The sequence below is a fragment of the Streptomyces sp. NPDC053665 genome (assembly GCF_055585285.1).
The window spans coordinates 516,834-528,794 of the sequence record NZ_JBVJKK010000003.1 but is presented as its reverse complement, the minus strand read 5'-3'; the positions used below and the strand labels follow the sequence as shown (position 1 = coordinate 528,794).

Genomic DNA, 11,961 nt, shown 5'->3' with positions numbered 1-11,961 from the left:
TCGCCCTCTCAGCTCTCCGAGCGGGGGAAGGAGACCTCGACCCTGCGGTTCTTCTTGCGCCCCGACTCCGTGGAGTTGTCGGCGATCGGGTACTGCTCGCCGTAGCCGCGTACCTCGTACGTGACGCCGGCGCTGGTCAGTTCCTGGTCCAGGACGTTCTGCACGGCGTCGGCGCGCTTGCGGGACAGGACGTCGCCGTGGGCGGAGGAACCGAGGTTGTCGGTGAAGCCGAAGACGCGGATCTTCGTGGCGTTCTGGGCCTTGATCTCCTCGGCGATGGCGGAGATCCGGGCCTTGGCGGGAGCGCTGAGCTTCGCACTGTCCTTGCCGAAGAGGACCTCGGCCTGGAGGGCGAACTTGACGTCGGAGTTGGTGTCCTCCCGACGTTCGTCACCGCTCTGGTCCTCGACGACCTGCTTGATGTCGAGCACCTTGGGCTCGGCGAGGGTGGCGCCTTCGGGAAGCTTGAGATCGGGATCGGCGGGGTCGACCTCCACCGGGGCGGAGGCGGTGGCTTCCGTGCCGGGCGGGACGCCGGGTGTCTCGTCGGCGTGGGCCGAGACGGCACCGTAGACGTTCGCGGCGACCATGAGGGAAGCGGCGGTGAGGACCAGGGCGAGACGTGGCGTCGCCGGCCGGCTGCGCGTGGGGGTCATGGCGGTCCTCACCCGGAGATCTTGATGGAGCCGCTGGAGAAGGTGGGCACCTGCAGGGTGACGTCCGTGGTGCTGGCAGGTGGCGCCGGGAACTGCATGAAGACCGGGAGGGTCTGGCCGGCCTCCAGGTTGCCGAGGCCGGTGGTGGTCAACGGCCGCCCTTCGGTGTCACGAAGGGTGTAGTAGCGCTTCTTTCCCTTCGGGTCCACGATGGTGGCCCCACCGAGGGAAGGGCCGTGCTTGATGACTTCCGTCTCGTCACCACTCGTCTGTGGTGGAACAACCACGGACTTGTCGCCGTCGTTCTTGACGGTGCCGTTGACAGTGAGGAAGCCGCCGGAGTCTCTCGCCGCCGAAGTGATCTGCAGAAGCAGGCCATCCGTGCCCCTCAGCTCGGCCAAGGGCGTTTTCGACTGGCCCTCTTGAGCACTCGGCTTGGATCCAGTGTTTCCGGGGGCCGAGGCCGACGGACTCGACTTGTCATCGTTGTCGCCGCCACCGCTGCAGCCGGCCGCACCGAGGGCCAGTCCGGCCGCAACGGTCAGCGCGACCATCCCCCTGCAGGCCTTCGCGGTGAACCGAATGCTCATTTCTCAGCTTCCTTCGTCACTCGTCGTTCGCTTGTGGTTCTTCGGCCAGGTGGACGTCGAAGAGCTCTTCGGGCTCCGGCAGGATGGACAGGTCGTCCGGTTTCAGTTCCCAGTCCTTGCCACCCTTGCAGAAGAGCTTGGGCAACACGTCGGGATCGACCTCACCGGTCGGAGGGTCGAAGTCGCAGCGGGGCTCGATGACGGCCTTGGCCGTCGCGTTGGCCTTCTGCTCCTCGGTGCCGGGAACGATGGACTCGCCGACGGACTTGTTGGTCTCGACCTCGACCACGAAACTCAGCGGCGTGTCCGGCAGACACTCGAGTCCCGCCAACCGCGCGTCGTTCCGTGCTGCCAACTCGCCGGCCCGCCAGCAAGAAGGCTGGAGCCCTTCGGCGTCGCCGGCGAAGATCTGCAGCCACTTCTTCGGTTCCAGCACGTCCTTCAGCCACGCGCCCGCCAGTTGGTCACGCTTGTCCTGCGCGGCTGCCAGAGCCGCGGCATCCGCGGCAGTCTGGGCGCCATTCCTGTTCGCCCCGGCCTGGCCGACCGCGAAGTACGCGAACGCGAGAAAGAGCAGGCCCCCCACCACCGTGATGTAGATGGGGAAGGCCTGCCCTGCGTCACCGTAGCGGCGCGCTCGGATCAAGGAGCGACCTTGGCGATCTGCGCCTGAATCTTTCCAAGGATCGTCTGACCGATGTTCGTGCCCGTGATCGCCAGCACGATGGCCACCACCACCGCGATGATGCCCAGGTACTCGACCGCCGTCTGGCCCTTGTCGCCGGCGCGGCGCTGCATCGCCTCGACCGTCGTGTTCTTCCAGCCGTTCACGCGGACCTTGGTCGCGACGGCGGTCTTCAGCATCAGGTCGCTCATGGTGTTCCCCTCCGGTTTCGGCTGTGCCGCTTTCGGCACGAGGAACGTACGGCCGGACGGGCTCTCGGCCGCAGGGCCCCTGGGCCCAATTACGGGCCCAATCGCTCGGGCCCACCCCGGTCTTCCTCACCCATGCCGTCACCGGAGGTCACCCCCGTCCCCGCTGTGCGTCCGGCGCCGTGCCGATCCACTTCGCCGCGGCCTCGGCACGGCTCGTGCTGTGGAGCTTGGCGAAGATGCGGTTGATGTGGTTCTTGACGGTCTTCTCGCTGATGAAGCACGTGGCGGCGATCTGCTGGTTGTTCATCCCGGACGCGATGAGGTCCATGATCTCCGCCTCCCTCGCACTCAGCTGGAACCGCGACCTGTCGACAGCAGCCGGCCGGCCACTCGACCACCCAGACGACGACTGTGCCACACGCGGTTGCATGTGCGAAAGGTTTTCCGGCGAAACGACTGGATGGGGAGCAGGCTCTGCCCCGAAACCCGCTGCTTGAACAGCCTGTTGAGTGTGACTATGCGAATGCCCGTCTGGCGAAACTCCGTATGCAGTCGCACTCCCCGACTGACCCAGGCCCTCGGGGAGCGGTGCAGTCGGCGGCTGCTGGGTCCGGCGGAGCTGGGTGAGCAGGGCCCCTGCCGCCGTGGGCGTGAAGTGGGGCCTGCCCTCCCTGATGTCCCGTACCGCCTGCACCAGTTGATCGGCCGTGAACTCCCCGTGGACCAGGTAGCCGCCCGCCCCCCGTCGCAGGGCCTCCTGGACGATCTCCGACTCCCTGCTGTAGGTCAGCATCACGACCGGGGCGATGCCCACCAGGTACGGGAGGGCCGAGATGCCGTCCACGCCGGGCATGCGGACGTCGAGGAGGACCACGTCCGGGCGGTGCTGCCGGGCCGCCTCGTAGGCCTGGCCGCCGTCGGCCGCCTCGGCCACCACCTCGATGTCCTCGCGACCGGAGAGCAGGGCGGTGAGGCCCGCGCGCACCACGGGATTGTCGTCGGCGACGACGACCCGGAGGGGGCGAGCCGGGGGCGCCGGTTGCGGGCAACCGGCGAAGGGGTTCTGCGGGGGCGGCGGCTGGAACGCGCCGGGGTGGTGGGGCGGCTGGTCCGGCATCGGTGCCTCCTCTCGGGTCGTGGGGGTCACGCCGTGGGGGTCGTCAGGGCTGCCAGGGGGAGTTCCAGGCGGACTTCCGTGCCCCGGGGGTGGGCACCACGGCCGACGCGGATGCGGGCGCCGACCGACGCCGCCCGCTCGACCATGCCGACCAGGCCGAAGTGCCCGGCCCGGCGCAGCTGTTCGAGGGTGGTGCCCGGCGGGAGCCCCCGGCCGTCGTCGTGGACGCTGATGCGGAGCAGCCCGGCGTGGACGCCCGCGCAGACGTCCACCCGGGTCGGTTCCGCGTGGCGATGGGCGTTCTCCATGGCCTCCGAGGCGATGGTGAGCAGTTGCCGGGCGACCGCGGGCGGAACCGGCGGTACGGCGTGGTCGCCGATGGGCCGGTACACGGCGGGCAGGCCCGTCCGGGCGCTGAAGTCACGGGTGCGGGCGGCCAGTTCGACGAGCACGTCGGTCGCCTGGGACGGGTCGGACTCGCGACGCAGGTCGGCCAGGAGTTCGCGGGACTCCGCGGCGGCCCGGCGGGCCGAACGGGCGACCAGCGCGGCCTGCTGCCGGACCAGGGCCGGATCCATGCGCTCGGCGCCCGCCGAACCCGTCAGACCATCCGCGGCGAGGGCCACGCCGTGCAGGGTCTTGGCGACCGAGTCGTGCATCTCACGGGCCAGGCGGGCTCGTTCGGCGCTCACCGCCTCCGTGACGGCGAGCCGCGCCTGGACCGTCGTGAGGGCCTGGGTGGCGGCGCCGAAGCGGAGCATGAGGTTGCGGAGGCTGGAGCCGACGGCTCCCGCGATCACGCAGAGGCCGGGCAGGAGGGCGGTCTCGGCGATGCCGGGCGCCGGATCCTCCTGGGCCGCGTGGATGAGGAGCAGCAAGAGCGCCTGGAGCGAGGCGAACACGGCCGCGCCCCGCCAGCCGTAGACCAGGCCGGCCAGCAGCGGGGTGCAGACGCTGACGTAGGCGAGGGTGCTGGTGGGGCCCGCCGCGATGAGGAGCAGGGCGCCGAACAGGGTGTCCGCCGCGAGGAGCGTGGGGTGCCGCAGGAGGAGGGGCCCGAAGCGCTCCCAGTCCCGGAAGAGCACGTAGGAGGTCATGAAGGTGACGACCACGGCGGCGCCGACCAGGCGGGTGGGGAGGCCGTCGTGGGCGTTGACCAGGGCCGTGGGCGTGGCCAGGGCGATCATGGCGAGCCGGAAGCCGAAGACCTGCCGGCACATGGCCTGGAGGGCGTTGACCTGGATGTCGATGGCCGGACCGGCGGGGGCCGGGGCGCCGTTCTGAGGGGCGTCGACCTGGGCGGTGTCCCCCGACGGCCGGTCCGGGCGGCGGCCGGGCGCCTCGGGCGCTGCCCCGGGCGCGGGCGCGGGTGCCTGAGCCGGTGGAGGGGATGACGGGACCGAGGGGGCCGGTGCCGGAGCGGCGGCACGCACCGGCGTCCGGCCCGCCCCCCGAGTGCCCACGGCGCCCTCCGGGCCCGCCCCCGGGCCCTGCGCGGCGCTCCCCGCACCCCCCGTCCCCACCGGCCGCCCGCGACCACCGCCGCCACCACCGCCCGCGCTCGCGCCCGCGCCCGCGATCCGCAGTGTCGGCTCGCCGCCCACCGCGCCCGCCGCCTCCCAGCCCGGCGGCAGGGCCGGGGTCACCGAGGTGACCGGGACGTCGGGGGCGCCGGTGCGGACGTGGGCCGGGAGGACCGTGCCGGCCGGTGGCGTGGTGATCTCGGGGTTGCGGTCCGCGCGGCGGCGGCGACGGCCCAGCAGACCGTGGCGTTCCCCTGTCATCGACATGCTGTCGCCTCCTCCCCTGCTTCCCCGTCTACTTCCCCGTCACCGAGCCGAAGTCCGTGCCCGAGCCGAGGATCAGGCCCGCGCCCAGCAGCAGCATGGTGGCCGGGACCATGAAGGTCGTGATCATCATCGTGGCCTTGGGCACGGCCCGGGCCGCCTTGCGGCGGGCGTTCTGGGCGTCGGTGCGGCGCATGTCCTTGGCGAGGGCCACCAGCGTGTCGACGATCGGCGCGCCCAGTTCCTCGCCCTGCTGAAGGGCCGTGACGAACATGGCGACCTGCTCGGAGTCGTTGCGGCGGCGCAGTTCCGCGAAGGCCTGGCGGCGGCTCATGCCGAGGTCCATCTGGCGCAGGGTGATGCGCAGTTCGTCGGCCCAGGGCCCCTCGTACTTGGCGGCGACCCGGTCCAGTGCCTGGCGGAAGCCGAGGCCCGCGCTCACCACGACGGCGAGGACGTCCAGGAAGTCCGGCAGGGTGCGTTCGATGACGTCCTTGCGGACGCGGATGGCCGACCAGATGCCGACCTCCGTCCAGAACGCCCCGAACGCCAGCAGCAGCAGCGCGACCAGCAGCTGGCCGCGCAGGAGGAACACCAGGAAGCCGACACCGCCCAGGGCGCCGTAGACCGCCCGGCGGGCCGCGTAGCGGTCGATCGTCAGGCCGCCGGGGTTGCCCGCGAGGTCGATCTTCCGCCGGTACCTGGCCACCTGCTTGGGGCCCATCAGGCGGAGCACGGCGGGCGCGTAGCGCATGCCCATGCGGTCGACGAGGGAGTCGACCGCCCCGGTGCGGGTGGAGCCGACCTCCAGGGCGAGGGCGAGGTCGCCGGGGAGTTTGGCCTCGGCCCGGTACATGCGGATCCCGGCGAAGATCCCCCAGACGCCGAGGCCCGTCAGCAGCGCGAGCAGCAGTCCCATGGTTGCCTCCTGGCTCTCAGACGTCGATGCGGGACAGGCGGCGGATGAGGACGAAGCCGACGGCGTACAGCGAGAAGGCGATGATGACCGCCGCCTGGCCGAACGCGGAGCCGGTCATGCGGTCCAGGGCGCCGTCCTTCACCCCGTTCATGAGGAAGAGCGAGCCGATGCCGAGGACGGGCACCGCGTACGACGTCATGTTGACCTGGGAGAGCTGGGTGCGGACCTCGCGCCGGGTCTCCTTGCGTTCCTCCAGCGTCTCGGTGAGGTTGCGCAGGGCGCTGACCACCTGCCCGCCCGCCCGGTTGGACAGCACCAGGGTGGTGACCAGGACGACCAGTTCGCGCGAGGGGAGGCGGTCGGCGAGTTCGTCCAGGGCGTCGTCCAGGGACGCGCCGACCGCGAGCTGCGCGGCCACCTTGCCGAGTTCCTCGCCCGCCGGGGCCTCCATCTCCTCCGCGGCCATGCCGATGGCCGTGCGCAGGGCGAGGCCCGCCTGGGTGGCGTTGGCGAGGATCCGGGCCATCTCGGGGAGCTGGTTGATGAACCGCTCGATGCGTTTCTGGCGTTGCCAGTTGAGGAACTGGACGGCGACGCCGATGCCGAGGAGCCCCGCCAGCGGCCCGAAGAACGGGGCCAGGGCCGCCTGGCCGATGAGCCACAGGCCGGCGACCGTGGCGAGCATGTAGACGAAGAACTCGCCCGGTGTGACGTCCAGGCCGGTCGCCGCCAGGCGCAGTTCCAGCTTCTTGCCGAGCCGGGTGCGCCGCAGCCGGCGGTCGATCCCGCGGAAGTTGCGGCGCCGGCCGGTCACGGGGATCTGGCCGGTGGCGGAGAGGCGGTCGACGAGCGCCTGCCGCTGGGCCTTTCCGGTGGCGTACGCGTGCAGGCCGACGACCGCGAGGACGCACGTCAGCAGGGTGACGCCGGTGGTGAGCGTGATGAGCGTGTGCAGTTCCATCGGTCGGTCCTACCTGGCTTCTCGGGTGGCGAGTTCGTCCGCGGAGCGGGCGATGCCGAACGCCTGGGGAAGGGGCTGGCCCGCCATGTAGAGGCGGTCCGCGGTGCGGCGCGGGAGGGCGAAGTACTGGAACGCGCCGTGGATGCGGCCGTCGGCCGTCATCGGCTGCGCATGGAAGCGGGCGACCGTGACCAGGCGGTACGGGTCGCTGCCGTGGCTGTCCATCAGCGCGATCTCGGTGATGCGGCGGGCGCCGTCGGCGAACCGGGTGAGCTGCACGATGACGTCGACCGCGCTGTTGATCTGGTCGTGCAGCGCGACGAAGGGGATCTCCACGTCCGACATGGACGCCAGGGTCTGCAACCGCATCAGCGCGTCCTCGGCGCTGTTGGCGTGGACGGTGGCGAGGGAGCCGTCGTGGCCGGTGGACATCGCCTGGAGCATGTCCAGGGACTCGCCGCCGCGGACCTCACCGACGACGATCCGGTCGGGACGCATGCGCAGGGAGTTGCGGACGAGGTCGCGGATGGTGACCTGGCCCTTGCCCTCCACGTTCGGGGGCCGGGACTCCAGGCGGATCACGTGGGGCTGCTGGAGCTGGAGTTCGGCGGAGTCCTCGATGGTGATGATGCGTTCGCCCTCGGGGATCAGGCCGGACAGGGCGTTGAGCAGGGTCGTCTTGCCGGTGCCCGTCGCGCCCGAGACGATGATGTTGAACTTCGCCTGCACCAGGCCCGCGAGCAGGTACAGCATGTGCTCGTCCAGCGAGCCGAGGCCGATCAGCTCCTGAAGGGTGAAGGAGCGCGGGAAGCGGCGGATGGTGAGGGTGGCGCCGGTCAGGGACAGCGGCGGGATGATGACGTTGACGCGCTCCCCGGAGGGCAGCCGGGCGTCGACCATCGGGTTGGACTCGTCCACGCGGCGGTTGACGGTGGACACGATCCGCTCGATCGTCTGCATGAGCTGGTCGTTGGAGGCGAAGCGCAGGGGCAGTTGCTCGACCCGGCCGCCGCGCTCCACGAAGATCGCGTCCGGGCCATTGACCATGATCTCGGTGATGGAGGCGTCCTCCAGCAGCGGCTCCAGGATGCCGAGGCCCAGGGCCTCGTCGACCACCCTGCGGATCAGCTGCGAGCGCTCCACCGTCGACAGGACCGGGCCCTCGCGGCTGATGATGTGCCCCAGCACCCGCTCCAGCCGGGCCCTGCGCTCGGCGGCGGCCAGCGAACTCATCTCCGCGAGGTCGATCTCCTCCAGGAGCTTGGCCCGGTAGGAGGCGACCATGTGGCCGTCCTCGCCCCGGTTGCCGTTCTCCTCGGGGGTGTTGATGCGTGCTCGCAGACTCATGAGTGCGGTGCTCCTGGTTCGTCGTTCAGTGGTCGAGCGGCATCGTGGCGCGCTTGACGGCCGGATCGAACTCCCAGCCCGGCACGAGGGACGGGATCTGCACGGTGGCGGTGACGGTGACCTCGTCCGCGCCCTGCGAGGGGGAGCAGCTCGTCCGGCCGGCCAGCCAGCTGCTCACCGCCGCCCGGCAGTCCGCCTCCGCCGGTCCGCCCAGCGAGGCGCTGCGCGCCCCCGCCCGGGCCGCCGTGCCGGCCTGCTGGGCCGTGTACGCGATCAGGCCGAGCTGCACGGCCGCCAGGGCGACGATCAGCAGGATCGGCAGGAAGCCGAGGTACTCGATGGCGACTTGGCCGCGGTCGCGGCGCTCGGGGTCACGGGGCACCTGTCTCCTCCTCCACCGCTCCGGCGTGTCCGCGGATCCGGATCGGGACGGACAGCGCGCCCGGGAAGAGCACCGGGACGTCCAGGGCCACGTCGGCCGTGACGTACCCGGAGCCGCCGCAGCCGACCTCCGCTCCGGAGCGCCACGCCTCCGACAGGTGCCTGAGCCCGGCCTCCTGGCAGGCGGCGGTGCGCGCGCCGCCCGGTGCCGCCGCCGTCCCCGCGCGCACCGCCTCGTCCGCGGCGTTCCCCGCGAGGACGAAGGTGTAGCCCACGAGGACGGCCTGCCACAGCGCGATCAGCGTCACGATGATCGTCGGCGTCATGCCCAGGAACTCGATCGTCACCTGGCCCTCGTCGTCCCGCTTCCGTAAAGCCACGCTCATCCCTCCCTGCGCCGCTTGAAGCTCACCGCGCCCCGGTCGCCGCCCCGCAGTCCCCGGCCCGTCTTCTGGGCGCCGTCCGGGACCTTGACCAGGCCCAGTTCCCCGGCCAGGCCCCACAGGGCCTGTTTGACCGAGCTCTTGCTCTCCAGTTCGTGGATGCGGCCCGCGTCCACGACGCCCTGGAGCTCCTTGAAGTTCGCGGGGACCGCCGTGGCCGCGACGGTGGTGCCGGTGATCTTCTGGATCAGCTGGGGCTGGATCTCCGTGTGGCGGGAGTGCCGGTTGACGACGACGGTCGTCTCCTCGGCCTTGCGGATCTGCAGCCGGTCCCACATCCGCACCGCCCGCTTGGCCCCCCGTACGGCCACCACGTCCGGCGTGGTGACGAGCAGCGCCCGGTCGGCCATCTCCACGGCGGCCGCGCCCGCCCCGCCGAGCTGGGCTCCGCAGTCGATGACGACGACCTCGTAGCGGGAGCGCAGGGCGCTGACGATCTGGCGGGCGGAGCGGTCGGTGACGTCCTCGCCGCGTTCGCCCTCGGCCGGGGCGAGCAGCAGGACGAGGCCGGTGTCGTGGCGGAAGACCGCGTCGGCCAGGACGCGCGGGGAGATGTCGTTGATGGCGGCGAGGTCGACGACCGAGCGGCGGAACTGGACGTCGAGGTAGGAGGCGACGTCGCCGGTCTGGAGGTCCATGTCGACCAGGGCGGTGCTGCGGCCGGAGGCCTGGGCGGCCAGGGCCAGCTGGATGGCGGTGAGGGTGGTCCCGACACCGCCCTTGGCGCCGCTGACGGTGACGACGGTGCCGCCCACGCCGGTGAAGACGTCGCCGCCGGACCCGAGGTGGCGCCGCACGCCGGTGGACCACTGGGCGACGGCCTGGACGCGGCTGGCGAGTTCCTCGTAGCTGAGGGGCAGCGCGACCAGCCCGCGGGCGCCGTAGTCCATGGCGGCCTGGAACAGGCCGGGGCTCGCGTCGGAGGTGACGAGGATGACACCGACGGCCGGGAAGCGCAGGGCCACTTCGCGGATCAGCTCCAGCGCGGGGACCGGTCCGATGCGCTCGTGCACGACGACGACCTCGGGCAGCTCGTCGACGGACTCGGCCGCCAGGCGGGCCAGGGTGTCGACGAGCTGGGTGGAGTCGACCACCGGGGCGACCGGTTCGGCGTCCGGGAGCTGGCTGAGCAGCGTCGTGAGGGACCGGACGGCGTCCGCGTCGCCGACTGCCGGGAGGATCCTCGTGGGCATGCGCGGTCACTTGTCCTTCGCGAGTTCGTACGTCCGGTCCTGCTCGGGGACGGTGGTGTCGCTGCCGGGCGCGACGAGGGCGAGGCGCACGCGCTTGGCGAACGACTCGGCGTAGGTGATGCGCTGGGCGTCCCGGGCGGACAGCGCGAAGGTGATCGGGACGGCGTCGGTGGGCTGCTGCGTGCGGCTGCCCTCGTCGGGCTTCAGCGCGGTCAGTTCGCCGACGTCGAGGACCTCGGCATCGGTGACGATGATCTTCGACTGGTCGGGGTCGCCCTCGCGCTGCCCCTCGAAGGTGGCGTAGACGTTGACCGAGGCGCCGGGCGTGATCTTGCCCGCGACGCCGGTCGCCGCGTCGATCATGATGGCGACCTCCTGCTGCCCGGGGCGGAGGGCCGGCCGGCGGACGATCATGTCGGACTGGAGCAGGGAGCCCGCGCGCAGCGTCGTGACGGCGATCTTGCCCTGTATCTCGCGCAGATCGGTGACCGCGTTGTCCGAGAGCCACCGCTCGGGCATCTTGATCTTCTCGAACTGGCCCGTGGCAAGGGTGGTGTAGGGCGGCACGTCGGACTTGAGCCGGTAGGCGGTGACCTCGGGCCCGACCTTGGACTTGACGTCGCTGATGACGGACAGCACGCCGGTGAAGGCGCCCAGGGCGCAGACGACCGACAGGAGCAGGAGAATCACGCCGCGGCGCTGACGGGAGTTCATGAACCGTACAACCTCGTTGGGGATATCGGTCGAGCGGGATCGGAGCAGTGCTGACGAGCGGGGTCAGGGCTCACCCGACGGCCGTTCGGCTCTCGAGCTGTCTCGGGGGCGGGCTGTCGTGGACGGGCGGGGTGGCCGAGCAGAAGACGCAGCGGTCTCCGATGACGTCGATGCCGCACCAGTGGCAGCGGCTGCGCCGTACGGAGGTGACGAGCTGGTAGAGCACGGACAGGTCGGGCAGGTAGCTGCAGAACTCGATCAGCTTGCCGGTGCCCCACCAGGCGGGTGACTCGGCCGGGAGCGGCACCTCGCGCAGCCCCTGCACCTTCCAGGAGGGCGCGAGGGTGGCGCTGACCCAGTCGGACGGGAGCTGCCCCTTGGCGACGAGCATCCAGGTGCCGAACTCGGGCCCCGGCAGGGCGGCTTCGGGCGTGATGCGCACCAGGTGGGGCTCGGGGTGGGCGAGGACGCCGAACTGGCTGCCGGGCACCCAGGACTTGGCGTGCGACTTCAGGCCCACGGGGACCCGGTCGAGCCGGGCGACGGAGTTGAGCAGCGCCCCGGCGTGGATGTAGTGCACCAGCAGCCGCCCGGCCGAGGCGAGCACACCGGGGCTGAGGTCGCAGGACGCGAGCTGGCGCAACTGGCGGGCCAGGACGGCCAGTCCGAGCGGAGGCAGGTCCGGCTGGAACACGGCGACGCGGTCGGTCTCCATGAGCGCGCGCAGGGTGTGCAGCCGGCGCCGCACGGCGGTGGGCGCGGCCGGCGAGCAGACCACGATCACGTGCCCGTGGTGCTCGACCAGGGCCTGGAGATCGGTGAGGGCCTCCTCCAGGGGCCGTGCGGCCACGTCCCGGAGCACGGCGGCGGGCAGGGTGCGGTCGTCCTGTGGCGGCAGCGCCATGTCGGCGCTGGTCACGGCAATGGCAGTTGGCACGCGCAGCTCCCCGTTTCCCCATGCCCGTCGGAACGCCGGG

14 protein-coding genes are annotated in these 11,961 nt (G+C 71.7%); all 14 read right to left on the bottom strand.

Going from position 1 to position 11,961, the window contains the following annotated elements:
- Nucleotides 1–8: 8 nt before the first annotated feature.
- The 14 genes from ACZ6ZN_RS15390 to ACZ6ZN_RS15325 all read right to left on the bottom strand — a co-directional run bounded on the left by ACZ6ZN_RS15390 (nt 9) and on the right by ACZ6ZN_RS15325 (nt 11,888).
- Entirely contained in the window at nt 9–656 is a 648-nt protein-coding gene (locus ACZ6ZN_RS15390; RefSeq protein WP_469646427.1) for an OmpA family protein, read from the bottom strand.
- Between the two features lie 8 nt (nt 657–664).
- A complete protein-coding gene (locus ACZ6ZN_RS15385; protein WP_469646424.1) occupies nt 665–1,246 on the bottom strand; it encodes a hypothetical protein in 582 nt (193 codons plus the stop codon).
- A 16-nt stretch (nt 1,247–1,262) separates the two neighbouring features.
- On the bottom strand, nt 1,263–1,889 hold the full coding sequence (locus tag ACZ6ZN_RS15380; RefSeq protein WP_469646920.1) for a pilus assembly protein TadG-related protein: 627 nt from the start codon (nt 1,887–1,889) through the stop codon (nt 1,263–1,265).
- A complete protein-coding gene (locus ACZ6ZN_RS15375) occupies nt 1,889–2,122 on the bottom strand; it encodes a hypothetical protein (protein ID WP_361301215.1) in 234 nt (77 codons plus the stop codon). Before ACZ6ZN_RS15375 ends, ACZ6ZN_RS15380 begins: the two co-directional genes overlap by 1 nt.
- A 148-nt stretch (nt 2,123–2,270) precedes the next feature.
- Nucleotides 2,271–3,239, bottom strand: coding sequence for a response regulator (locus ACZ6ZN_RS15370; RefSeq protein ID WP_469646421.1), 969 nt, complete (start codon nt 3,237–3,239; stop codon nt 2,271–2,273).
- A gap of 26 nt (nt 3,240–3,265) precedes the next feature.
- Nucleotides 3,266–5,029, bottom strand: coding sequence for a sensor histidine kinase (locus ACZ6ZN_RS15365; RefSeq protein ID WP_469646419.1), 1,764 nt, complete (start codon nt 5,027–5,029; stop codon nt 3,266–3,268).
- Nucleotides 5,030–5,057: 28 nt separating this feature from the next.
- Nucleotides 5,058–5,945: a DUF5936 domain-containing protein gene (locus ACZ6ZN_RS15360; protein ID WP_398106798.1), complete on the bottom strand. Its 888-nt coding sequence runs from the start codon at nt 5,943–5,945 to the stop codon at nt 5,058–5,060.
- 16 nt (nt 5,946–5,961) lie between these two features.
- Nucleotides 5,962–6,906 carry a type II secretion system F family protein gene (locus ACZ6ZN_RS15355; protein WP_451877749.1) on the bottom strand — a complete coding sequence of 315 codons (945 nt, stop codon included), beginning with the start codon at nt 6,904–6,906 and terminating at the stop codon, nt 5,962–5,964.
- A 9-nt stretch (nt 6,907–6,915) separates the two neighbouring features.
- Nucleotides 6,916–8,253 carry a CpaF family protein gene (locus ACZ6ZN_RS15350; protein WP_469646416.1) on the bottom strand — a complete coding sequence of 446 codons (1,338 nt, stop codon included), beginning with the start codon at nt 8,251–8,253 and terminating at the stop codon, nt 6,916–6,918.
- A 25-nt stretch (nt 8,254–8,278) separates the two neighbouring features.
- Nucleotides 8,279–8,635, bottom strand: a complete 357-nt coding sequence (locus ACZ6ZN_RS15345; protein WP_398106801.1) for a TadE/TadG family type IV pilus assembly protein — start codon at nt 8,633–8,635, stop codon at nt 8,279–8,281.
- Nucleotides 8,625–9,020: a pilus assembly protein gene (locus ACZ6ZN_RS15340; RefSeq protein WP_398106802.1), complete on the bottom strand. Its 396-nt coding sequence runs from the start codon at nt 9,018–9,020 to the stop codon at nt 8,625–8,627. The genes ACZ6ZN_RS15345 and ACZ6ZN_RS15340 overlap by 11 nt, the downstream gene beginning before the upstream one ends.
- Nucleotides 9,017–10,270 (bottom strand): CpaE/TadZ family protein, encoded by a 1,254-nt coding sequence (locus tag ACZ6ZN_RS15335; RefSeq protein WP_398106803.1) that lies wholly within the window; start codon nt 10,268–10,270, stop codon nt 9,017–9,019. The genes ACZ6ZN_RS15340 and ACZ6ZN_RS15335 overlap by 4 nt, the downstream gene beginning before the upstream one ends.
- A gap of 6 nt (nt 10,271–10,276) precedes the next feature.
- Nucleotides 10,277–10,984: a Flp pilus assembly protein CpaB gene (cpaB, locus tag ACZ6ZN_RS15330; protein ID WP_451877751.1), complete on the bottom strand. Its 708-nt coding sequence runs from the start codon at nt 10,982–10,984 to the stop codon at nt 10,277–10,279.
- Nucleotides 10,985–11,054: 70 nt separating this feature from the next.
- Nucleotides 11,055–11,888: a hypothetical protein gene (locus tag ACZ6ZN_RS15325; RefSeq protein ID WP_469646918.1), complete on the bottom strand. Its 834-nt coding sequence runs from the start codon at nt 11,886–11,888 to the stop codon at nt 11,055–11,057.
- Nucleotides 11,889–11,961 lie beyond the last annotated feature (73 nt).

Bases quoted from the DNA above. Each gene is read 5' to 3' on its own strand.
- ACZ6ZN_RS15390 (WP_469646427.1), bottom strand. From the start codon at position 656: ATGACCCCCACGCGCAGCCGGCCGGCGACGCCACGTCTCGCCCTGGTC.
- ACZ6ZN_RS15385 (WP_469646424.1), bottom strand. From the start codon at position 1,246: ATGAGCATTCGGTTCACCGCGAAGGCCTGCAGGGGGATGGTCGCGCTG.
- ACZ6ZN_RS15375 (WP_361301215.1), bottom strand. From the start codon at position 2,122: ATGAGCGACCTGATGCTGAAGACCGCCGTCGCGACCAAGGTCCGCGTG.
- ACZ6ZN_RS15370 (WP_469646421.1), bottom strand. From the start codon at position 3,239: ATGCCGGACCAGCCGCCCCACCACCCCGGCGCGTTCCAGCCGCCGCCC.
- ACZ6ZN_RS15365 (WP_469646419.1), bottom strand. From the start codon at position 5,029: ATGTCGATGACAGGGGAACGCCACGGTCTGCTGGGCCGTCGCCGCCGC.
- ACZ6ZN_RS15360 (WP_398106798.1), bottom strand. From the start codon at position 5,945: ATGGGACTGCTGCTCGCGCTGCTGACGGGCCTCGGCGTCTGGGGGATC.
- ACZ6ZN_RS15355 (WP_451877749.1), bottom strand. From the start codon at position 6,906: ATGGAACTGCACACGCTCATCACGCTCACCACCGGCGTCACCCTGCTG.
- ACZ6ZN_RS15350 (WP_469646416.1), bottom strand. From the start codon at position 8,253: ATGAGTCTGCGAGCACGCATCAACACCCCCGAGGAGAACGGCAACCGG.
- ACZ6ZN_RS15340 (WP_398106802.1), bottom strand. From the start codon at position 9,020: ATGAGCGTGGCTTTACGGAAGCGGGACGACGAGGGCCAGGTGACGATC.
- ACZ6ZN_RS15335 (WP_398106803.1), bottom strand. From the start codon at position 10,270: ATGCCCACGAGGATCCTCCCGGCAGTCGGCGACGCGGACGCCGTCCGG.
- cpaB (WP_451877751.1), bottom strand. From the start codon at position 10,984: ATGAACTCCCGTCAGCGCCGCGGCGTGATTCTCCTGCTCCTGTCGGTC.
- ACZ6ZN_RS15325 (WP_469646918.1), bottom strand. From the start codon at position 11,888: ATGGCGCTGCCGCCACAGGACGACCGCACCCTGCCCGCCGCCGTGCTC.